The following is a 22,663-nucleotide window of genomic DNA, read 5'->3' as shown; positions in this document are numbered from 1 at the left end:
AAACTTTAGCCGCCTGAAGATAAGATTTTACCGGATAATAGGAGGTAAATGTCTGGGAACTTTCATTAAATTTAATATTTGTTTGTTATAAAGCAGGAGCTTAAGCCTAAGATCTTAAGTTTTTGAGTTAAACGATTTAAAAACGTTTTTTGAACTTTTTCAGGTCGCAAAATATCGTTGAATTATTGGTGACCTAAGTTGAAAAGAGTGCTTTTAATAAAAATTACAGGCTGCTTTTACCTTCATCAAGAAAAACGTCTTTGGCCACCAGGGATACTGCTTTTTGTAAAATAAGGTTATTGGGGTATGTGATAAGTTCACCGTCTAATGTCCTGAGGTGTAAATGAAAAGCCTTTATATCTTCAATAACAGCTTCAACAGGTAGGTCTTTGTCATGAATCTTTATTTTATCCCCAATTTTATATGGGAAAGAAAAGAATAGAATAATCCCCGAAGTAATATTACTCAGTATAGACCAGATGGCAAAAAGTGCTACTCCCAGCACTGCAAAAACCGAAGAAAAGATAAGGGAGATTTCTGTAAGGCCAACCCCCCAGGCTAATGAAAGTAAGAATACAGCAATAAGTAGAATTAAAATATTAATATACTTGAACATTAGCCTGGTTCTCGTAAAATTAATTTCACTGCGTTTCCCTACTTTATGGGCTGCTTTTTTTAAAAGAAATTGAACAATTAATAAAACAAAAATGGTGGCTACCGTATAGGAGATTTCGGTTTTATATATTGAAAACACTTCGTACATAACTTATACTAAATTTTGATACAAAGTTAATCTAAAAAGCCAGTTCTAAATAGAAATAGAAGAAACAATTTTTTAAATTATTATCGTGAATTATAAGTTAATGTAAGTAAGTTTAAATTGCTTTTAATTAGGTGTTTGTGTTATTTTATGTGCGTGTCTTGTTTGTTTTTTATAGCTTGAACCTATTCGTGAATGATGGTGTTTTGTATACTTTCAATTATAATACAGAAGCTCGATTTTTAGGTGGCTAGTATATGCAGATTAATGAAGTATAGCTAACAAAGTAAATTACTAATTCTATACTCGAGGTTAATTTTAAAAGCGTGTATAGAAATTTTAAAAAAGAACCAAAAATGTGCTAAAATATGATCGTGGTCAGTATGTGAAAATTGGCTTTTTACTTTTTTTGCAGTGTTTTTTATAGATAAGATACTTTTTGTAATCCTGGTAAAGTAAGCACTAATAAATTTTTGAATGAAGACAAAGATGGAACTAATGGCCCCAGCGGGAAATTTTGAATCTCTGCAGGCGGCTTTGGATAATGGCGCAGATTCAGTTTATTTTGGAATAGACCAGCTTAATATGAGGGCCAGGGCTTCTGTGAATTTTACGATGGAAGATTTACCTGAAATTACTAAAAGATGTAGTGCTAAAAATGTACGCACCTATCTTACCCTTAACACTATTATCTACGATCACGACCTATCGCTTATTAAAAGTCTCTTAAGGCAGGCAAAAGATGCCGGGGTAACGGCTGTTATTGCCTCCGATCAGGCGGTAATTGCTTCTGCAAGAGAGCAGGGAATAGCAGTACACATTTCTACACAACTTAATATTACCAATATTGAAACGGTGAAATTCTACAGTCTTTTTGCCGAAACTATGGTGCTTTCCCGGGAGTTAAGTTTGAGACAGGTTAAAAGGATCACAGAACAGATTCAAAAAGAACAAATAAAAGGCCCTTCAGGCGAATTGGTGAAGATAGAGGTTTTTGGCCACGGTGCCTTATGTATGGCGGTTTCAGGAAAATGCTATTTAAGCCTTCATTCACATAATTCTTCTGCAAATAGGGGTGCTTGTAAACAGAATTGCCGAAAGAAATATACCGTTATAGACCAGGAAACCGGTTTTGAGATTGAGGTAGATAATGAATATATGATGTCACCAAAAGATCTTTGTACTTTAGACTTTCTGGACCAGGTAATGGGTGCCGGTATAAATATCTTAAAAATTGAAGGACGTGGTCGTGCACCTGAATATGTAGCTACCGTAATCAGGGTGTATAGAGAAGCTTTAGATGCGCTATATGAAGATACATTTACTTCTGAAAAGGTTGAAATTTGGATGAAGCAGTTGACTACGGTTTATAATCGGGGGTTTTGGAGTGGTTATTATTTAGGGCAAAAACTTGGAGAATGGAACAATACCTCGGGATCTCAGGCCACCCAGAAAAAGATTTATGTGGGCAAAGGTGTACATTACTTCCCTAAAGCGGAAGTGGCTGAATTTAAAATAGAAGCTTACGATATCAAAAAAGGTGATAAGCTATTAATTACCGGCCCCAGTACAGGAGCCAAAGAAATTGATTTGAAAGAGTTATTTGTAGATGAAACCAGTGTGGAAAAAGCCATAAAAGGAGATTCTTGCACAATAAAACTGCCTTTTAGGGTAAGGCTTTCAGATAAACTTTATAAAATAGTAGAAGCTTAATGGTGGTAGTAACGCTACAGCGCAATAAATGTATTGGATGTAATTATTGTGTAGAGCTTGCCCCTGCACAATTTCAGATGTCTAAAAAAGATGGGAAATCGGTTTTGCTAAAAGCTAAAGATAATAAAGGTTTTCATACCCTTAAATCTCCAGATTATAGTATCCTGGCACCGGCTGAAGCGGCAGCAAATGCCTGTCCGGTTAAAATTATCAAGGTAAAAGCTATTTAAAATTTGGGTTGACTTTTATAAACTTTTGCTGTAGAACCAGAACAACAAATACCTTAAGCTAGATCTAGTAACTCCTGGTATACCAGGTGTGTGGGTAGGCCTACCACGTTAAAATAACTTCCTTCCAGGTTAGTGATTCCTATAAGTCCAATCCATTCCTGTATTGCATAGCCTCCTGCTTTATCAAAAGGTTTAAAATTTTCTACGTAATAATCAATTTCACCGGGCGTAAGCTCTTTAAAGCTTACTTTGGTTTCGCAATTTACCGTAGATTGATGCGTATATGTAGTAAAGCAAACCGAAGTGAAAACGCTATGGCTTTTACCTGAAAGAGATCTAAGCATTTCTTTAGCTTCAGGTGCGGTAGACGGTTTTCCCATTGCCTTGCTATCATTGTAAACAATAGTATCGCTTGTAATTAAAATTTGGTCTTTTTTTAATTCTTTCTGAAAAGCTTCGGCTTTTAATTGAGCGAGGAAATCGGTTATTTCTTCCTTTTGAAGATATTCTGGATGAACTTCTTTGACCGGTCTTACATCTATTTTAAAAGGGATGTCAAGATCTTTAAAGAATTGATGGCGTCTTGGTGAGCCCGAAGCAAGAATTATTTCTTTATTTTTTAAAAGTTCTTTTAACATAATAGGATTAACGTAAAAATTGATGAAAACCGATAGAAATAAGTCCGAAAAATAAAATAATTTTTAATACTAAACTCAAGTGAGAGTAATCACTCTTTTTCTTAGCCTCCCAAATACGCACCTGAAAATAGAGTAGGGGCGCCAGGATAAAGGTTAAGGTGTAGATTACCAGAAAAGTATTTTCAAAAAGATAATTATAGATATAATATATAATCGAAACTACTGGTAGGATGCCAAGTGCAAAAATTATCTTATTGGTGCGCTTATGTCCTAAAATAATAGGGAGTGTTTGTATACCGGCATTATGATCTCCTTTAATATCTTCCTGGTCTTTTACCATTTCCCGTAATAAATTTAGTAAAAAGGCGAATACTGCGTAATCTGTTAGAATAGAAAACAATAAGGATTGTATTTGCTTGTTTTGAGGGGAAATTGCCGGGAAAAGATCAAAAATAGCGGGCAATAGTACTACGAAAGCTACCAGAAAACTAATGATAATATTTCCTAAAAAAGGAATTTGTTTTAGATAACTCGCATATAAATAGAGAAGCGCCGAAGAAAAAATGAATATGGCTACAAAACCGGGTTTTTCAAGCAGGTTTGCCAGGTAAAAGCCCAACCCAACGCCAATAATATTTAAAATTATAAATAGGTTGTTCGCTTTTTTTTCTGAAATCTTATTTCCAACAATTAGTTTTTCGGGTTTATTGACTTTATCGGCCTGGATATCATAAATATCATTAATCACATAGCCCGAGGCCGCAATACAAACGGTGGCCAGGGTTAAAAGCGAATAGCCAAACGCATTTAGTGTAATAGCAGCACCAAAGCCCTCAAAAAACGAAAACTTTATAAGGAGCAGGGTGAGGCATATAAAAATAAGGTTAGGCCATCTTACCAGCTTTAAATAGGCGATCATATACTAGATTATTCAGAAACAAACTTTAAACCTACAATTGAAATTATTAGCGTACTTAGAAAGAAAATACGCCAAAAGTTGGCAGGTTCTTTAAATATAAAAATCCCAAGTAAAACAGTGCCAACGGCACCTATACCTGTCCATACTGCATAGGCAGTGCCAATGGGTAGTGTTTGGGTAGCTTTATAGAGCAAAAACATACTGATGCTTAGGGATATTAAAAAACCTGCAAACCAAAGATTAGAGCTGTAACCGGTGGTAAGCTTTGTTTTTCCCAGGCAAAAGGCAAAGCCTACCTCAAAAAGTCCGGCGAGAATTAATAAAACCCAGTTCATTATGCTTTGTCAATCCATTTACCCTGAACTTTCATTACTTGTTCTATTACATCGCGAACGCAACCTTTACCTCCCTTTTTATGAGAAACATACCTGGAGATTTCTTTAACTTCTGCTACTGCATCTTGCGGGCAACAAGGCAGGCCAACAAGTTTCATAGGGTAATAGTCTGGGATGTCGTCTCCCATATAGAGTACGTTTTCGGCATTTATATTATAAATATCAAAGAATTCATCCATTTGTTCCACTTTATCGTGAATACCCAAATAAATATCATTTATTCCAAGATCTCTTAGCCTTTTTCTTACTCCTTCATTTTTGCCGCCAGAAATAATACAAACCGTATAGCCGGCATTTTTTGCAGCTTTAAGTGCATAACCATCTTTAATATTCATAGTGCGCAGTAGTTCTCCGCCAGTACTAACCTGAATGCTTCCATTTGTTAACACGCCGTCTACATCAAATACAAAAGTGTTGATGTGATTTAGATATTCTTTATAGTTCTTTTCCATGTAAATCTTGAATAGATTGGGTTATTTCCCTGTATAGGTTTTTGTGTTTATTCGATAAAATTGCTAAATGTGTTTCTATTGTTTTATGATCATTTCTTAGTGCAGGACCGGTTTGGGCTTCGTAAGGCGATAAAGTTTGAATTTTTGAAGCCGTTTCACTAATAAGTGGCTTTAAAATGCTAAAGTCTACAGCGTGCTCATTACAAATTTCAGCTCCAATAGCATATAGATGATTGCTAAAATTGTTTATGAAAACTGCGGCCACGTGTAAAGCTTTTCGCTGTTCAGAATTAACTTCACGTACATCTTTTGAGATTGTAAGAGCTAGGGTCTTTATTTTTTCCAGGTTTTCTGCGGAATTTGCTTCTATGCAAATTGGAATTTCAGTGAAATCTATAGTAGTATTCCTGGAAAAACTTTGCAAAGGATAAAAAATACCATAGTTGGCTGTATGTTTTAACCTATTTATACCTACGGCTCCCGAGGTGTGTAAAATAATGCCTTTGTATTTGTTTAGTTGCTGGGCAATTTCAGCAATAACATCATCTTTTATAGCTATAAAGTAAAAATCTGCCTTTTTTAATTGCTGGATATTTGTGGTAGTATTTGTAAGATTGGAGAAGCTTTTTAGGCTCTCTTTATTATGGTTATATACCTGTATAACATCTATATTTTCTTTTTCAGAAAAAGCTTTGAATAGATGAGATGCAACATTCCCGGTTCCTAAAATGACAACTTCTAACATTCGGCTAAATTATTAAAAATAATCAGGCAATAAAATTAACATTTGTGTCGGGAAATGTCTTTGTTTTTCCTTATGCAAACCATTAAAAATCCCTAAATTTGCAGGCTTAAAATAGCTACTTCATGCAAAATAAAATAGCCTCTGTCATATTTTCTACCCGTATCATGGCAGTTTTGTTTGTGGTCTTTTCAGTGGCCATGGCGTTCGGAACATTTATAGAAAGTTGGTATAGTATAGAAACGGCAAGAGTGTTAATTTATAACACCTGGTGGTTTGAAGGTATTATGCTGTTTTTTGTGATTAATTTTATAGGTAATATTAAACGTTATAATCTTCATAAACGTGAAAAATGGTCTTCCCTCTTACTGCACTTGTCTTTTATATTAATTTTAGTTGGGGCTTTTATAACCCGCTATATTAGTTATGAGGGGATAATGCCTATTAAAGAAGGGGAAACCACTAACATTATGCTTTCTCAAAAAACCTATTTTAGCGCTTTTATAGACGGCGAAATAGATGGAGAGCCTCGCAGAAGGGTTTTGGAAGAACCGGTGCTTTTTGCTCCGGAAACAGAGAATGAATATGTGTTGAATACCGATTATAACGGGCAGCCGGTTACTATAGAGGCAACTAATTTTATTTATGGTGCTAAGGAAGAGTTGGTTCCTACTGAAGATGGCGATGTTTACCTTAAACTGGTTGAATCTGGTGGTGGTGGTGGACGTCACGATCACTACTTAAAAGAAGGGGAGGTACAAAATGTTCATAATGTATTATTTGCCTTAAATAAACCTACAGATGGCGCTATTAATATACAATATGATGAAGAAACAGGTAAATATACCATAAACTCACCTTTTGAAGGTGATTATATGCGAATGGCCGACCAGGAGCGAGGAAATTTGTTGCAGGATTCTACCCAAACTTTAATGTTGCGTTCGCTTTATAATATTGGTGCTATGCAATTTGTAATACCCGAGCCCGTAATTAAAGGGAAATATGATATTGTTAAAACACCAGAAAAAACAGATGGCCAGTCTGATGCCTTAACAGTGAAGGTTTCTTCACAAGGGGAGTCTGAAACAGTAACTATAATGGGTGGCCAGGGAATTCCCAGTGAGCCTCATAAAGTAGAACTGGCAGGTCTCGAGTTTTACCTAAATTACGGTAGTAAGGAAATTGAACTTCCTTTTGCATTAAAACTCAATGATTTTATTGCTGATAAATATCCGGGTACCGAAAATAGCTACTCCTCTTTTAAAAGTAAAGTGGAAATAGTTGAAGAAGGAAAGGAAAATGTGCCGTATGAAATTTATATGAACCACGTGTTGGACCATAAGGGTTTTAGGTTTTTCCAGGCTAGTTTTATGCCAGATGAGAGCGGAACAGTACTTTCTGTAAATCATGATTTTTGGGGAACCTGGGTAACGTATATTGGCTATACGCTACTTTATATAGGCCTTATGCTTATTCTGTTTGATAGGGGGTCAAGATTTGGAAAGCTGAAAGAAATGTTGGAAAAAGTAAAAAGTAAAAAGAGCAGGTTAACCACAGTGCTGGCTTTCTTTATGCTGGCAGGTTCTATGTTTGCCCAGGCTCCAAATGATAGCCATCAACATGCTGAATCGGCAAAGAGAGAAGTAGACTCTATTCTTAAGTCTAATGCTATAAGCAAAGAACATGCAGCAGAATTTGGCCGTTTGGTTATTCAGGATGCAGGTGGTAGGATGAAACCGGCTAATACTTATTCTTCTGAATTACTTAGAAAGTTAAGTAAATCTGATGAATATGAAGGCTTAAGTTCAGACCAGGTATTGGTATCATTAACCCAAAATCCAATGATTTGGTACAATGTACCTATCATTTATGTTGAAAAGCATAATGATAGTTTACATCATATTTTGGATGTAGAAGAAGGTAAAAAGTACTTAACCCTTAGTAATTTTTTTGATGAAATGGGGAACTATAAACTTTCTCCAATGTTGGAGAAGGCTTATAAAGCTGCAGTACCCAATAAATTTGAAAAAGATTTTATTAATACCGATAAAAAGGTAAACTTATTATACAGGGCTCTACAGGGAAAAATACTTCGAATTTTCCCAATTCCGGGACATGAGAACAACAAATGGGTTTCCTATCCTGAATTGGAAGATGAAGGTGTGGTATTTAAGGGGATGGATTCTGTTTATACCAAACAAATTCTACCGTTATATATGACAGCCCTTTCCGATGCAAGTGAAACCGGGGATTATAGCAAAGCCAATCAATATCTTGAAAGCATTAAAGGCTTTCAAAAGAAATTTGGAGAGGAGGTAATGCCATCAAAAGACAGGATAAACGCCGAAATCCTTTACAATAAATACGATGTTTTTAGAAATCTTTTCTGGATGTACATGGTTGCAGGGCTATTTATGCTGGTAATAGTTATTGTTCGAATCTTTAAAGACAACAAGATTACAGAATGGCTGGTTAAGATAAGTGGCGGTGTAATTATAGTTCTGTTTGTAATACATACCTTAGGTTTAATTGCCAGGTGGTATATTTCGGGGCACGCTCCCTGGAGTGATGCTTATGAGTCTATGATTTATGTTGCCTGGGCTACCATGTTTTTTGGTTTAGCATTTGGAAGAAAGAGTAGTTTAACTATTGCTTCTACAGCATTTGTAACTTCTATGATTTTAATGATTGCGCACTGGAACTGGATGGATCCTTCTATTGCCAATTTACAGCCTGTTTTGGACTCTTATTGGTTAATGATTCACGTATCGGTAATAGTGGGAAGTTATGGTCCTTTCACCCTGGGAATGATTCTAGGTGCCGTGGCATTATTGTTAATGATTTTTACCACAGAGGGGAATAAGAAAAAAATGGACCTTAATATTAAAGAGATAACTATTATTACTGAAATGGCCTTAACCGTAGGTTTGGTTATGCTAACTATAGGTAATTTCCTGGGGGGACAGTGGGCCAATGAAAGCTGGGGACGTTATTGGGGTTGGGATCCTAAAGAAACCTGGGCTTTAATTAGTATTATGGTGTATGCTTTCGTGATTCATATGCGTTTAGTTCCCGGACTTAGAAGCAGATGGTTCTTTAATTTTATGTCTATTGTTGCCTTTGCCAGTATTCTAATGACTTATTTTGGAGTGAATTTCTACCTGGCCGGTTTACACTCGTATGCTAGTGGGGATAAAGTGATTACTCCAACATTTATTTACTATGCCGTTGCAATAGTAGCATTATTGGGAGCTGTGTCTTACTGGAGATTTCAAAAGTTTTATGCCAAAAAAGGCAAGAAGAATATAACGAAATAAGTTTTGAGCTTAAATTAGAGAAGAGTTGTTGAATTCTATTTTCGTATAGCTGAACTTGGTTCAGCTTCTAATGTGCTTCGAATGTCAACAACTTAGATACCCGATAAATAATCGGGGCGAGCTCTGAAATAAATTCAGGATGAAGAATATTAATAAGAAAAGCCTGTCTAAAATTCTTAGACAGGCTTTTTAGTTTTTATGAAATTTGAATTAATTATTCTATATTTCCAACCATGTCTTTAGGTTGTACCCACTCATCAAATTGCTCTTCAGTAAGATGGCCTAATGCTACCGCAGCTTCTTTAAGGGTGGTTCCATCTTTATGAGCTTTATTGGCTATTTCTGCAGCTTTATAATACCCAATTTTAGTATTTAAAGCGGTAACCAACATTAAAGAATTATTTAAATGCTCCTGGATTCTTGGTGTATTTGCTTCAATTCCACTTGCGCAATTTACATCAAAAGATGCACAGGCATCACCAATTAGTTCTGCGCTTTGTAAAAGGTTAGCGGCCATAACCGGTTTAAAAACGTTCAATTCAAATTGGCCTTGCATTCCGCCAACACCAATGGCAACATCGTTACCCATAACCTGGGCGCAAACCATTGTTAAAGCTTCACATTGGGTTGGATTTACTTTTCCGGGCATAATAGATGAACCGGGTTCGTTTGCAGGAATGTTTATTTCTCCAATTCCACTTCTAGGCCCTGAAGAAAGCATTCTAATATCATTTCCTATTTTGTTTAAAGATACGGCCAGTTGTTTTAAGGCACCATGAGTTTCAACAAATGCATCGTGGGCAGCAAGAGCTTCAAATTTATTTCCGGCAGAAACAAAAGGAAGTTCGGTGAACTTGGCAATATACTCAGCTACCTTTTTAGAATAGCCTTCGGGTGTATTGAGTCCGGTTCCTACAGCGGTGCCACCAAGTGCTAATTCAGCCAAATGCGGTAGGGTATTTTCAAGTGCTTTAATACCGTAATCCAACTGGGCTACGTAACCGCTAAACTCTTGTCCTAAGGTAAGGGGAGTGGCATCCATAAAATGGGTTCGACCTATCTTAACAACCTCTTTAAACTCTTCTGATTTTTTCTTAAGTGTATTACGTAATTGTTTTACACCTGGAAGTGTTACAGCTATAATTTTTTGATACGCGGCAATATGCATTCCGGTAGGAAAGGTGTCATTAGAAGATTGCGATTTGTTTACATCGTCGTTAGGCTGAAGTGTTTTTTCGCCTTCTCCAAGTTTTTTTCCTGCCAATTGGTGGGCACGATTGGCAATTACCTCGTTTAAATTCATATTACTTTGAGTTCCACTACCGGTTTGCCAAATAACCAATGGGAACTGATCGTCGTGTTTGCCTTCAAGTATTTCGTCGCATACCTGGGCAATTAAATCTCTTTTTTCTTCAGGTAAAACACCTAGTTCGCTATTTGTATATGCAGCGGCTTTTTTTAGGTAAGCAAAGCCGTAAACTATTTCCAATGGCATACTCCCGGCAGGCCCAATTTTAAAATTGTTTCTGGAACGTTCGGTTTGAGCACCCCAAAGTTTATCTGAGGGTACTTTTACTTCACCTATGGTATCTTTCTCTATTCTATAATCCATAATTGTTATATTAGTTGTGACAACACAAATTTACAAGTTAACGGCATTTTAAAGGAATAAATAAAGAGAATTTAGACTTTAATTTTCCTAATGTTAATCAGGTCTTTTGTAATTTCTGAAAATTTAATTGTGATAAGCCGCCAAAGCTTAGTATATTTGACCAGATCAAAAAAATTTGGTAATTATGTTCGAATTCGATCAATATCTCGGTTTTCTGGCTTTCCTGGTTATTTTAACTATGGGATTCTGGCTTATGATTTTCCTAATGGCTATTTTACCTTATTGGATAGGCGGTTCGGTTGGAGAATTGCTTAAAGAAAAGAAAGAAGCAAGGAAAAAGGCAAAAGAAGAAAAAGCATAAAAAAAGGGACTATTAAAGTCCCTTTTTTTATGCTTTGTTTTTGTGAAATTAGAAGGAGGCTGTCTGAAAAGTCTATTCTCGTCAAGCTGAACTTATTTCAGCTTCTAACATGTTTTTAATTACCAACACGGTAGATTTTGAAATAAATTCAAGATGACGGTTTTAAAACCTTTTCAGACAGCTTCTTATAATTACCCTTCAAAACCTTCATCAAAGTCCTGATTTCCATTACTACGTCGCTGTTCGCGTTTTTGTTGGTTAAACCTGTAAATTAGAGAAACATTTACAGACTGTCCCTGTCTCCACTGAAATTCACTATCCTGGTTAAAAAATTCTGTAGAGGTAAAGCTGGTTCTTTTTCTACCGTTAAATATATCCCTTACGTTTAAGGAAAGTGTAGCTTTATCGTTTAGAATTTCTTTGCTGAATGCCAGGTCCACATTTAGAATTCCATCCTGGGTTCCCTGAATTTCGTCTGAAGGCCCGCGATAAAATAAATTGGTTTGCCAATCTATTTTTAGTGGTAAGGTAACTTTTGAGCTAAACCTACCAAACCAACTTGAGTTATCCTGGCTATAATCGTTTCCATTAAATTCTCCGTCCAGTTTAAAACGGAAAACATTCACGCTTCCGTTAAGTCTTAGCCAATCTGCCGGATTGTAAAGAAAACCTAATTCACCACCCATTCTGTCGTTTGTCGCAAGATTAAATGGGATGCTTCTTATCACCTCAATTTGTTCTCCAGATGGGCCGCTAATAAAGACTTCTTCTCTTACTCTTTGGAAAGCATCGGTTTCTCTTTGATAGTAAATAGAAGAAGTTAGGGTGAACTTATCCCATTTTTTCAAGTAGCCTAAATCAAAAGCGTTAGAAAATGCCGGATTTAGATTTGGATTTCCCTGGAAGATGTTATTACGGCTGCTTCTTGAGGGGAAAGGGTTTATATACCAACCTCTTGGTCTGTTTATTCTTCGGTTATACCCCAGGGTCAAATTTTCATCTTCACCAAGCTCATAAATAAGATTTAGGGTAGGGAATAGGCCAAGATAGTCGTTGTCAAAATCTGTATCTATATCGAATGAAAACTCTTCCTGCAATTCGGCTTCAGTTAATTCTGAATCAATTTTTCCTTGTAGGTTAGTGTTTTCTAATCTTAAACCAAGAAGAAAGCTGAAGTTTCCAAATTTAGTACCGTATTGTGTATACAAAGCCTGCACATTTTCAGAATAGTCAAAAACATTGGTCTGGTTTTTATTCAGTATAAACTCGCCAGGATTGTTTTCCTGAAATAGTTTATAATCTGTTATTTCGTTTTCAAAATTACCACGGTATCCCGCTTCAAATTGTGACTCCTCGCCAATAGGTAATACATAATCTGCCTGTATTAAATATTCTTTTTTATCTTCTTTGGTAAGGGTAGATTCAGATGGTATATCTATAGTTGCATTTTCTGTATTGTTATAGGTGGTGAACTCATTTATGAAAGCGTCTTCAGTTTCACTATCATTTTCAAACTGAAAATCGGCGGTAAGTTTATGCCCTTTATTATCGAACTTTTTTACATAATTAAGGGAGAACTGGATACTTTCATCCTCTTCATTTTCAACTTCCCTTCTGTTAGTTCCTAAAAGCTCGGTATCTCCCAATAGGTAGTCGTTCATATTATTGGTAACATCTCTGTCATCACCAAGTCTATAAAATACAGCACCGGTTATTGAAGACATGTCAGATAGGTAGTATTCCATTCCAACATTAGTGTTGAAACCACGGTTTATCCTGTTGTAGTCCCTATCTTCAATATTTCGATCGTACTTTAGGCTGTCTAAAATAATATCTGTTCTTGGGTCAAAAAATCGTGTGTCGAAGTAACCATAACCGGGCGACTCTGAATACCTGTACCCTGTAGTGGTGAACAGGTTGTATTTATCGGTACGATAGTTTAGGTTGGCAGAAATACTCCCATTTTCAGGAATCCCACCATTTACAGTAACAGAGCCATTAAAGCCAAGTGTTTCTTTTTTTCTAAGAATAATATTGATAATACCTGCAGTACCCTCGGCATCATACCGGGCAGAAGGAGATGTAATTACTTCTACGCGCTCTATAGCTTCAGCCGGTAATTGACTTAAAACATCGGTATTGCCAAAACCTGCCATTGCTGAAGGTTTACCATTAATAAGAATTCTCACATTATCATTTCCCCTTAAGCTTATTCCGCCCTCAATATCTACCGAAATAGAAGGGACATTGTTTAGGGCGTCACTTACAGTACCACCTGCAGTGGTAAGGTCTTTTCCGATATTATATATTTTTTTATCCAGCCTAATATCAACCTGAGTGGTCTCAGCACGAACAATTACTTCATCCAGATTATCAGAACTTACTCCAAGTTCTATGGTTTGTAGATTTAAATCTGCATTAATCTTACGATTATTGAATCGTTTGGTTTCGTAAGAAATAAATTCTACAACAATATTATAAGTTCCGGGTGCTACTTCAATTTTAAAAACACCCTTATTGTTAGTGATGCCTCCATTAACATTTTCTGGATTATTAACATCAACAACAGAAATTGTTGCATATTCTAATGGAACATTTAGTTCGTTGTCCATTACTTTTCCGGAGATTTCGTAAGAATTCCCGGAAGTTTGTGCAAAACTGCTTAAATTAAAACAAAGAAAAAACGCCAGGCTTAGCGTGTAAAAGATTTTGGTGGTCATAGAATTTTTTATTCTTAGACCTTCAATTCTTAAAATGGTTTAACGCAATGTGGGTTAAACTCACGTTAAATATTGATTTAGATTGTTAAATCGAGTTTTTTTGATTGAAAATCAGTTCTTAAGACCTTTGACTAATTTTTTTATTTAATTCTAAGTATTTCTGAAATTGTTTTCCTGTCATTATTTTTTGCAGCTTTGTGTGTTCTGCTTGTTGAATAGATTTTAGTTTGAAAATAATATCATCTTCATGTAATGCAGTAGCATTTATAATTTCATTTTTCTTAAGCGTGTATTCAATTATTAGATCCTCAAGTTTTTCGGTTTGTTCAAAATTAAGATCCAGTTCTTTTTTCCAGGTATAGGCAAGCTCCCTGGCAATTTCAATAAGTTCTTTTCTGCTTTTTCTGTTTAGGTGAAATTGGGAATAAATAAAGCCTGCCGCTATAAAACCGGCGATACCACCTACTATTGCTATTTTATGTTGAGTTTTCATTTCTTTAGTGCTTTGATATATTTACTTTACTTACAATATATCTTCAATATTAGAGCTAGGTCTACCTACTACAGCTGTATTAGATGTTTCTACAATGGGCCTTTCAATAAGTTTTGGGTTCTCTACCATTACAGTAATTAACTCTTTGTCGCTTAAATCTTTGTTTTTATAATTTTCTTTCCAAATTTTCTCATTACTACGAATTAGTTGCATTGGATAAAAGCTTAATTTTTCTAAAACTTTACCTAGTTCTTCTTCTGAAAGAGGCTCTTTTAGGTACTCTCTAACTTGATATTCTTTTCCAGAGTTTTTTACAAGTTCCAAGCCCTCTCTAGATTTTTTACATCTTGGATTGTGATAAACAGTAATCATAATTTGTTTTTTACGATTTTAAAATAAACAATAAATTTTAAATCTAAAATATAATGGCAGAAATCTATCAATCTTCCTGCCGTTGTCCCATCATCATTAAAAAAGCTTTCAGGAAAACATCAATTTCTCCATTCATTACGGCATCTACATTTCCTGTTTCCTTTGCTGTTCTTACATCTTTTACCAGTTTATATGGGTGCATCACATAGTTTCTAATTTGTGATCCCCATTCTATCTTCATTTTAGAATCTTCAATTTCCCTACGTTGTGCCTGTTGCTTTTGAAGTTCAATTTCATATAACTGACTCTTTAAAAGCTGCATAGCCTTGGTCTTGTTTTCCAGTTGAGATCGGGTTTCTGAATTCTCAACAACAATCCCGGTAGGAGCGTGGCGCAACCTAACTGCTGTTTCTACCTTATTCACATTTTGTCCTCCCGCACCTGAGGAACGCATGGTTTCCCAGGAAATTTCTGACGGATTGATGTCTATTTCTATAGAATCATCGGCCAGTGGGTACACATAAACGGAGGCAAAAGAAGTATGTCGTTTTGCATTGCTATCAAATGGAGAAATCCTTACCAATCTATGTACACCATTCTCACCTTTTAACCATCCAAATGCAAATTCCCCTTCAATCTCTATGGTAACTGTTTTTATGCCCGCAACATCCCCTGCCTGATAGTTTAATTCTTTGACCTTAAAATTGCGTTTTTCGGCCCACATCAGGTACATGCGCATAAGCATTTGAGCCCAGTCGCAACTCTCGGTACCACCCGCGCCTGCAGTGATCTGTAAAACAGCGCTTAGCTTATCGCCTTCTTCAGAAAGCATATTTTTAAACTCAAGGTCTTCAATAAGCGACAAAGCCTGCTCATTCTTCTCAATAACATCGTGTTCGCCTGCTTCACCTTCTTTATAAAACTCATAAAGAATATCCAGGTCCTCTACCAGGGTTTCAGATTTCTCAAATTCTTCCACCCATTGTTTTTCAGAATTAAGATCACGCATAATGATCTCGGCTTTTTTTGGGTCATCCCAAAAATCTGGAGCAAAAGTTTTTTCTTCCTGATTGGTGATTTCTATTTTCTTGGCATCAATGTCAAAGATACCTCCTTAACGCACCAAGGCGCTCTCTAAGATCTCTAATATGCTCGTGTGTAATCATACATCTAAATTTTAAAGTAAAAATAGAATTTAAGAATAGGCCGGGAAACTATTTAACGATATTTTTATAGTTTTAAAATTTCCTGAAATTGCCCTAAAAGAAAGGCTTTAGACTTATTCTCCTGTTAGTCAGTTTCTCACTTGCTAAAATTTGATCATTTCATTTTGAAGAAGGAAAATTTAAGAGAATAATAGGGAAAGTATTAAATTGGATTTTTAGAGCTTAAGAGCTTATACTTCCTATAAAAAATGAATATTTATATTTCGAATTAAGTCAAAATATATTTTATGAAAGAAATAGATCTTAGAAGTGATACTGTAACCCGTCCTACCAGTGGGATGTTAAAAGCCATAATAGGTGCTGAAGTTGGTGATGATGTGTACAAGGAAGACCCTGGTGTAAATGCTTTGGAAGAAAAGCTGGCAAAAATGTTTGGAATGGATGAAGCGTTATTTTTTCCAACCGGGAGTATGGCGAACCAGGCCGCTATAAAATTACATACACAACCGGCCGAACAGCTTATTTGTGATAAATGGGCGCATGTTTTTAATTATGAAGGGGGAGGAGCTTCGTTTAACAGCGGAGTTTCCTGTAAATTGGTAGACGGCGACCGTGGAATGATTACTGCTGCACAGGTTGAAGGAAGTATCAACCCTCCAGATTTTTATCATAGCCCGCTTACCAGTTTGGTTTGTTTGGAAAACACTACTAATAAAGGGGGCGGAGCCTGCTATGATTTGGAGGAGATTAAAAGAATAAGAAAAGTTTGTAATACCCATAACCTGGGCCTTCACCTGGATGGGGCAAGGCTTTTTAATGCGTTGGTTGCTAAAAATGAAGATCCCAGGGATTACGGGAAATTATTCGACACTATTTCGGTTTGTCTTTCAAAAGGACTTGGAGCCCCTATGGGTTCTGTGCTAATTGGAGGCGAAAAAATAATGAAAAATGCCATTAGGGTTCGTAAAGTTTTAGGCGGCGGAATGCGACAGGTTGGTTTTATGGCAGCAGCCGGTACTTACGCTCTGGATAACCATGTAGAACGTCTGGCCGAAGATCATAAAAGGGCAGCCGATATAGCCAAAACACTGGAAAACGCTAGTTATGTTGGCGAAGTGGAAGAAGTAGAAACCAATATTGTTATTTTTTATCTTAAAAAGGCTTCAGATGAAGCTGCATTTATGAAAAATCTGGCAAAAGAAAATATTAGGATAAGCAATATGGGGCAGGGAAAATTAAGAATAGTCACCCATTTAGATTATTCCGAAGAAATGCACCAGAAATTTTTGAAGGTGTTTAAGGAACTTAAACTATAAGAGACTTAGATGAATTAACCTAAAAATAAACACCTCACAGATTTTAGAGTCTGTGAGGTGTTTATTTTTTTAACTGAATAGTAAATAACCCGTGGTGAGCCTCTTAGAAGTCTCAATAATTATCGGGATAAATCTCGATTCTCGAATAAAACTACTTAAGCATATCCATTCCCGGAATGTCTGGCATTCCATCTTTGGCAACTGCGGCAAGTTCTTTTTCATGGATATCAGAAGCTTTGGCAATAGCTTTGTTTAAAGTAAGTACCAAATAATCTTCTAATTGCTCTTTATCCTCAAGTAACTCGTCGGCAATATTTATATTTTTAATCTCACGAGTGGCGGTAATGGTTACACTTAGTAAGCCGTCGGTTGATTTCTCTTCAATGCTAACGGTTTTTAATCGTTCTTTAGTTTCTTCAACTTTTTGCTGGGTTTCTTTTATTTTATTCATCATACCCATCATATCTCCAAACATAGTCTCTTTTTTTAAAATTTATGAAAGGCAAATTTACTAAATTACAGGATTAATCCTGTTAATATGAAGAGACTATTATGTATTTTACTGGGAAGCATTACCTTTGCAGGCGCTCAAAATAATGCAGATTTGAAAAAAGAAATTATACCGCCTAAAGCGAAGAAAATAGCTAAAAAGCTGGAGTTTCACGGAGATGTGAGAGTAGATAATTATTACTGGATGAACGATAGGGAAGACCCCGAGGTAATAGATTATTTAAATCAGGAAAATGCTTATAATAAACAAATGACGGCTCACACCAGTGATTTTCAGCAGCGGTTATTTGAAGAAATGAAGTCCAGGATAAAGGAAGACGATGAGTCGGTTCCTTATAAATTAAATGGTTATTGGTATTTAACCCGGTTTGAAACAGGAAAAGATTATCCTATTTACTCGCGTAAAAAAGAAAGCCTGGAAGCGCCTGAAGATTTGCTTTTTAATGTAAATGAAATGGCCGAAGGCTTTGAATATTATAGCCTTGGCGGATTAAATGTGAGTCCGGATAATGAAATGGTCGCTTTTGGGGTTGATACCTTAAGTAGAAGAAAATATACCATTCAGATTAAAGACCTGGAAACCGGAGAAATTTATCCTGATAAGATAGAAAATACTACCGGTGGTTCTACCTGGGCCGCAGATAATAAAACGCTTTTTTATACCAAAAAAGACGATCAAACCTTAAGGTCTTATCGAATTTACAAACATATTTTAGGTACAGACTCTTCTAAAGATGAGCTAGTTTATGAAGAGGCAGATGAAACTTTTAACACCTATGTTTATAAGTCGAAATCCAGAGAGTATATTATTATTGGGAGCCATAGTACCTTAACTACTGAATACCGCATTTTAAAAGCTGATGACCCCAATGGCGAGTTTAAGGTTTTTCAGCCCAGGGAACGTGGCCTGGAATATAGCATTGCACATTTTGAAGATAGCTTTTACGTGATGACCAATAAAGATGGTGCTACCAATTTTAAATTGATGAAAACTCCGGTTGAAAAGACAAGTCAGCAAAATTGGGTAGATGTAATTCCACATCGGGAAGATTACTTATTGGAAGATATAGATATCTTTAAAAAGTACCTGGTGGTTAGTGAAAGACACAATGGCTTGAATAAGATAAAAGTAATGCGATGGGATAATTCTGATGCATATTATATTCCTTTTGATAATGAGACCTATACGGCTTATACCTCAATAAACCCTGCTTTTGATACGGAAATTTTAAGGTTTACCTATAACTCCATGACAACGCCAACATCGGTGGTAGATTTTAATATGGAAACCCAAAAGAAGACGGTTTTAAAAGAGCAAGCTGTTTTAGATAAAAATTTTGATAAGAATAATTATACCTCACAGAGAATTTGGGCAACGGCAAAAGATGGTACTAAAATTCCGGTTAGCCTGGTTTACAAAAAGGGAACCAAATTAGATGGGAATAGTCCGCTTTTACAATACGCTTATGGCTCTTATGGCTCTACCATAGATCCTTATTTTTCTACAGTGAGGCTTAGCTTGTTAGACCGTGGTTTTATCTATGCCATAGCACATATTCGTGGCGGGGAATACCTTGGTCGTAAATGGTATGAAGATGGGAAGCTTTTCAATAAGATGAATACGTTTACCGATTATATAGATGTTTCAGAATATTTAATTCAGGAAAAATATACTTCTGCAGAACATCTTTATGCTATGGGTGGTTCTGCAGGTGGTTTGCTTATGGGGGCGGTTGTAAATATGGCTCCGCAACTGTACAATGGTGTTATTTCTGCCGTACCTTTTGTAGATGTGGTAACAACAATGTTAGATGATAGCATTCCATTAACTACCGGTGAATATGATGAGTGGGGTAATCCTAATAACAAAGATTATTATGATTATATGATGCAGTATTCACCTTATGATAATGTAGTGGCGCAAAACTACCCTAATATGTTGGTAACAACGGGCTTGCACGATTCTCAGGTTCAATACTGGGAACCTGCGAAATGGGTAGCTAAATTAAGGGACCTGAAAACCGACAATAATTTGTTACTTTTTCATACCAATATGGATGCAGGCCACGGTGGGGCTTCAGGACGTTTTGAAGCTTTAAAAGAGGTGGCTGAAGAATATGCATTTTTACTGGATTTGGAAGGAATTGACCACTAATTAAAAAATTTACCTTAAATTTGGACGGTTTTACTTCTGTGTTTTTAGGAAAAATCGCCTCTTTGGAGGTTTGAGAAGTATTGCAAAGAGAATTTGAATATAGAGGGATAAGCCTCTAAATATTCGAAGGTTTATAATAGAATAGAAATAAAATTGGCATTGAATGTCAGTGTTTTATTTCGATTGGTTCGGAATAAAAAATAAGATATTTTTCAGTATTTCTGAAATGTTTTCACGCTCAAGAATTGGGCAAAATCTTTAACCCAAATTTTGTAAAGAACTTCGATTTATGAAAGAAGATTTGCAAGTATACGATCACGTATTGCAGCTTATAGGCAATACACCTTTGATAAAACTTAATAAAATCACTCAAAAATTTAAAGGAGAATTTTTCGCTAAGGTCGAAGCCTTTAATCCGGGACACTCTGCAAAAGACCGTATTGCACTTTATATTATAGAAGAAGCAGAAAGAAAAGGTATTCTAAAACCTGGTAGCACTATTATAGAAACTACTTCCGGGAATACCGGTTTTAGCATTGCTATGGTAAGTGTTATTAAAGGCTACGAATGCATTTTAGCGGTAAGCTCTAAAGCCTCTAACGATAAAATAGACATGTTAAGAACCATGGGGGCCAAGGTCTATGTTTGTCCTGCACATGTATCGGCAGACGATCCCAGGTCTTATTACCAGGTGGCAAAAACCCTTCACGCAGAAACAAAAGGTTCGGTTTATATCAATCAATATTTTAACGATTTGAATATAGACGCGCATTTTAATTCTACCGGTCCTGAAATTTGGAATCAAACAGAAGGAAAAATAACTCATCTTATTGCTTGTAGTGGTACAGGTGGTACAATATCGGGAACTGCAAGGTATCTAAAACAGCAGAATCCTGATTTGAAGGTTATTGGGATAGATGCGTATGGCTCTGTTTTAAAGAAGTATCATGAAACTAAAGAGTTTGATGCCAATGAAATCTATCCTTACAGAATAGAAGGTTTGGGTAAAAACCTTATTCCTTCGGCTACAGATTTTGAAATTATAGATCGTTTTGTAAAGGTTAGTGATGAAGATAGTGCCCATACGGCAAGAGAGCTGGCTAAAACCGAAGGACTCTTTGTAGGTTATACCAGTGGAGCTGCTACCCAAGGCTTAAAACAACTTGCTGAAGAAGGCGAATTTGATGAGCATAGTAAAGTAGTGGTTATTTTTCCAGATCACGGTTCACGTTATATGGGAAAAGTTTTTAGTGATAATTGGATGGAAGAGCAAGGCTTTTTTGACACCAAAAATGAAATTGAGGCACAACCTATAGAAATAATTAAATAAAGAATATTTTGAAATTGATTCAGAAATAGAGACTAAAAAAGCATCCCCCTAGGATGCTTTTCTTTTATTTGAATTTTAAGAAAAAAATAACTTTGTACAATTGAGCCAATTTTAAGTACTTTTGCGGCTTGACTAAAAAAATTTTGATGAGGGATTTATTTGATAAGATATATAAGGATAAAGGACCATTAGGAAAATGGGCAGAGCAGGCAGAGGGGTATTTTGTATTTCCAAAACTTGAAGGCCCTATCTCAAACAGAATGAAGTTTAGAGGGAAAAAAGTAATTACCTGGAGTATTAATGACTACCTGGGGCTTGCTAATCATCCCGAAGTAAGAAAAGTAGATGCTGAAGCCGCTGCAGAATATGGATCGGCATATCCTATGGGAGCCAGAATGATGAGTGGACATACGCATCTTCACGAAAAACTACAGGATGAACTTGCTTCTTTTGTTCATAAACAATCTGCTTATTTGTTAAATTTTGGTTACCAGGGAATGGTTTCTACCATAGACGCGCTGGTTTCTAAACAGGATGTAATTGTTTATGATGTAGATGCTCATGCCTGTATTATAGACGGTGTACGACTACACCTGGGGCAGCGCTTTACTTACAAGCATAATGATCTTGATAGTATAGAGAAAAACCTGCAACGTGCCACGAAAATTGCAGAACAAACAGGAGGAGGGATTTTATTGATTTCTGAAGGGGTTTTTGGAATGCGTGGAGAGCAGGGAAGATTAAAGGAAATTGTTGAGCTTAAGAAAAAATATAATTTTAGGTTATTTGTAGATGATGCTCATGGTTTTGGTACCCTTGGAAAAACAGGTGCCGGTGCCGGTGAGGAGCAGGGAGTACAGGATGAAATAGATGTTTATTTTGCTACGTTTGCGAAGTCTTTGGCCAGTACAGGAGCATTTATTGCCGCCGATAAAGAAATTATAGATTATTTGAAATATAATTTGCGCTCTCAAATGTTCGCTAAATCCCTACAAATGCAATTGGTGGTTGGCGCATTGAAACGTTTGGAAATGTTAAGAACAATGCCTGAGCTAAAAGAAAAGCTTTGGGAGAATGTAAATGCACTTCAAAACGGACTTAAGGATAATGGTTTCGATATAGGAACTACACAAAGCTGTGTAACTCCTGTGTACCTTAAGGGTAGTATTCCAGAAGCTATGGCTTTGGTTAAAGACCTTAGGGAAAACCATGGCGTTTTCTGTTCTATTGTGGTATATCCGGTAATTCCAAAAGGACTTATTTTATTGAGAATGATTCCTACCGCTTCTCACACTCTCGAAGATGTAGAAGAAACCCTACAAGCTTTTTCAGCTATTCGAGAACGTTTAGAAAATGGAACCTACAAAAGATTATCTGCTTCAGTTTCTGCCGCAATGGCAAGTAAAGAGTAGGTATTAATTTATTGGAATAAAGCTTAAAAAACCGTTTAGAAGTTATTTTT

The 22,663-nt window shown here is 36.1% G+C and carries 20 protein-coding genes; 8 read left to right on the top strand and 12 right to left on the bottom strand.

Annotated features, from left to right (window positions below; all coding sequences use genetic code 11):
* Nucleotides 1-223: 223 nt before the first annotated feature.
* A complete protein-coding gene (locus tag I6U50_RS03470; protein ID WP_198627298.1) occupies nucleotides 224-763 on the bottom strand; it encodes a mechanosensitive ion channel domain-containing protein in 540 nt (179 codons plus the stop codon).
* Between the two features lie 474 nt (nucleotides 764-1,237).
* On the opposite strand from I6U50_RS03470, the gene I6U50_RS03465 reads away from it, so the two are divergent.
* Both I6U50_RS03465 and I6U50_RS03460 read left to right on the top strand, forming a co-directional pair.
* Complete coding sequence (locus I6U50_RS03465; protein WP_198637849.1) at nucleotides 1,238-2,473, top strand: U32 family peptidase; 1,236 nt, start codon at nucleotides 1,238-1,240, stop codon at nucleotides 2,471-2,473.
* Entirely contained in the window at nucleotides 2,473-2,703 is a 231-nt protein-coding gene (locus I6U50_RS03460; RefSeq protein WP_193709723.1) for a ferredoxin, read from the top strand. Before I6U50_RS03465 ends, I6U50_RS03460 begins: the two co-directional genes overlap by 1 nt.
* Nucleotides 2,704-2,756: 53 nt before the next feature.
* Here I6U50_RS03460 and I6U50_RS03455 read toward each other — a convergent pair whose 3' ends face one another.
* Genes I6U50_RS03455 through I6U50_RS03435 form a run of 5 tightly spaced genes read right to left on the bottom strand, consistent with a single transcriptional unit; the run spans nucleotide 2,757 to nucleotide 5,852 of the window.
* On the bottom strand, nucleotides 2,757-3,341 hold the full coding sequence (locus I6U50_RS03455; RefSeq protein WP_198637848.1) for a Maf-like protein: 585 nt from the start codon (nucleotides 3,339-3,341) through the stop codon (nucleotides 2,757-2,759).
* A 7-nt stretch (nucleotides 3,342-3,348) separates the two neighbouring features.
* Nucleotides 3,349-4,260: a geranylgeranylglycerol-phosphate geranylgeranyltransferase gene (locus I6U50_RS03450; protein WP_198637847.1), complete on the bottom strand. Its 912-nt coding sequence runs from the start codon at nucleotides 4,258-4,260 to the stop codon at nucleotides 3,349-3,351.
* 8 nt (nucleotides 4,261-4,268) lie between these two features.
* Nucleotides 4,269-4,595 carry a DMT family transporter gene (locus tag I6U50_RS03445; RefSeq protein ID WP_193709720.1) on the bottom strand — a complete coding sequence of 109 codons (327 nt, stop codon included), beginning with the start codon at nucleotides 4,593-4,595 and terminating at the stop codon, nucleotides 4,269-4,271.
* Nucleotides 4,595-5,107 (bottom strand): KdsC family phosphatase, encoded by a 513-nt coding sequence (locus I6U50_RS03440; protein WP_193709719.1) that lies wholly within the window; start codon nucleotides 5,105-5,107, stop codon nucleotides 4,595-4,597. The genes I6U50_RS03445 and I6U50_RS03440 overlap by 1 nt, the downstream gene beginning before the upstream one ends.
* Nucleotides 5,091-5,852, bottom strand: a complete 762-nt coding sequence (locus I6U50_RS03435) for a Rossmann-like and DUF2520 domain-containing protein (RefSeq protein ID WP_198637846.1) — start codon at nucleotides 5,850-5,852, stop codon at nucleotides 5,091-5,093. The genes I6U50_RS03440 and I6U50_RS03435 overlap by 17 nt, the downstream gene beginning before the upstream one ends.
* 122 nt (nucleotides 5,853-5,974) lie before the next feature.
* Between I6U50_RS03435 and ccsA the strand changes: the two genes are divergently transcribed.
* Nucleotides 5,975-9,166 (top strand): cytochrome c biogenesis protein CcsA, encoded by a 3,192-nt coding sequence (gene ccsA, locus I6U50_RS03430; protein ID WP_232805868.1) that lies wholly within the window; start codon nucleotides 5,975-5,977, stop codon nucleotides 9,164-9,166.
* Between the two features lie 214 nt (nucleotides 9,167-9,380).
* On the opposite strand, the gene fumC is transcribed toward ccsA, so the two are convergent.
* Nucleotides 9,381-10,778, bottom strand: a complete 1,398-nt coding sequence (gene fumC, locus I6U50_RS03425) for a class II fumarate hydratase (RefSeq protein ID WP_198637845.1) — start codon at nucleotides 10,776-10,778, stop codon at nucleotides 9,381-9,383.
* Nucleotides 10,779-10,962: 184 nt separating this feature from the next.
* On the opposite strand from fumC, the gene I6U50_RS03420 reads away from it, so the two are divergent.
* Complete coding sequence (locus I6U50_RS03420) at nucleotides 10,963-11,139, top strand: hypothetical protein (protein ID WP_176132705.1); 177 nt, start codon at nucleotides 10,963-10,965, stop codon at nucleotides 11,137-11,139.
* Nucleotides 11,140-11,330: 191 nt separating this feature from the next.
* Here the strand turns inward: I6U50_RS03420 and I6U50_RS03415 are convergent, their stop codons facing one another.
* The 4 genes from I6U50_RS03415 to prfB all read right to left on the bottom strand — a co-directional run bounded on the left by I6U50_RS03415 (nucleotide 11,331) and on the right by prfB (nucleotide 15,890).
* Nucleotides 11,331-13,859, bottom strand: a complete 2,529-nt coding sequence (locus tag I6U50_RS03415; RefSeq protein WP_198637844.1) for an outer membrane beta-barrel family protein — start codon at nucleotides 13,857-13,859, stop codon at nucleotides 11,331-11,333.
* A 118-nt stretch (nucleotides 13,860-13,977) separates the two neighbouring features.
* Nucleotides 13,978-14,352 carry a hypothetical protein gene (locus tag I6U50_RS03410; RefSeq protein ID WP_193709715.1) on the bottom strand — a complete coding sequence of 125 codons (375 nt, stop codon included), beginning with the start codon at nucleotides 14,350-14,352 and terminating at the stop codon, nucleotides 13,978-13,980.
* 30 nt (nucleotides 14,353-14,382) lie between these two features.
* Entirely contained in the window at nucleotides 14,383-14,724 is a 342-nt protein-coding gene (gene arsC, locus I6U50_RS03405; RefSeq protein WP_193709714.1) for an arsenate reductase (glutaredoxin), read from the bottom strand.
* 67 nt (nucleotides 14,725-14,791) lie between these two features.
* Nucleotides 14,792-15,890 (bottom strand): peptide chain release factor 2 gene (prfB, locus tag I6U50_RS03400; RefSeq protein WP_198637843.1). Its coding sequence is split into 2 segments (ribosomal slippage): nucleotides 14,792-15,826 and nucleotides 15,828-15,890, totalling 1,098 coding nucleotides; the frame shifts between segments, so codons are not numbered across the junction.
* A gap of 287 nt (nucleotides 15,891-16,177) precedes the next feature.
* Here prfB and I6U50_RS03395 point away from each other — a divergent pair.
* Nucleotides 16,178-17,206, top strand: a complete 1,029-nt coding sequence (locus I6U50_RS03395) for a threonine aldolase family protein (RefSeq protein WP_198637842.1) — start codon at nucleotides 16,178-16,180, stop codon at nucleotides 17,204-17,206.
* A 151-nt stretch (nucleotides 17,207-17,357) separates the two neighbouring features.
* Here the strand turns inward: I6U50_RS03395 and I6U50_RS03390 are convergent, their stop codons facing one another.
* On the bottom strand, nucleotides 17,358-17,681 hold the full coding sequence (locus tag I6U50_RS03390) for a YbaB/EbfC family nucleoid-associated protein (RefSeq protein ID WP_193709711.1): 324 nt from the start codon (nucleotides 17,679-17,681) through the stop codon (nucleotides 17,358-17,360).
* Nucleotides 17,682-17,744: 63 nt separating this feature from the next.
* Here I6U50_RS03390 and I6U50_RS03385 point away from each other — a divergent pair, with 63 nt between their 5' ends.
* The 3 genes from I6U50_RS03385 to I6U50_RS03375 all read left to right on the top strand — a co-directional run bounded on the left by I6U50_RS03385 (nucleotide 17,745) and on the right by I6U50_RS03375 (nucleotide 22,613).
* Nucleotides 17,745-19,871 carry a S9 family peptidase gene (locus I6U50_RS03385; protein WP_198637841.1) on the top strand — a complete coding sequence of 709 codons (2,127 nt, stop codon included), beginning with the start codon at nucleotides 17,745-17,747 and terminating at the stop codon, nucleotides 19,869-19,871.
* Nucleotides 19,872-20,160: 289 nt separating this feature from the next.
* Entirely contained in the window at nucleotides 20,161-21,201 is a 1,041-nt protein-coding gene (locus I6U50_RS03380) for a PLP-dependent cysteine synthase family protein (protein WP_193709709.1), read from the top strand.
* Nucleotides 21,202-21,347: 146 nt separating this feature from the next.
* On the top strand, nucleotides 21,348-22,613 hold the full coding sequence (locus I6U50_RS03375; protein ID WP_193709708.1) for an aminotransferase class I/II-fold pyridoxal phosphate-dependent enzyme: 1,266 nt from the start codon (nucleotides 21,348-21,350) through the stop codon (nucleotides 22,611-22,613).
* The last annotated feature ends 50 nt before the right edge of the window (nucleotides 22,614-22,663 follow it).

It is taken from the genome of Salegentibacter maritimus (assembly GCF_016236975.1).
GTDB classification, from domain to species: domain Bacteria; phylum Bacteroidota; class Bacteroidia; order Flavobacteriales; family Flavobacteriaceae; genus Salegentibacter; species Salegentibacter maritimus.
This window is presented reverse-complemented; position numbering and strand designations above follow the sequence as displayed.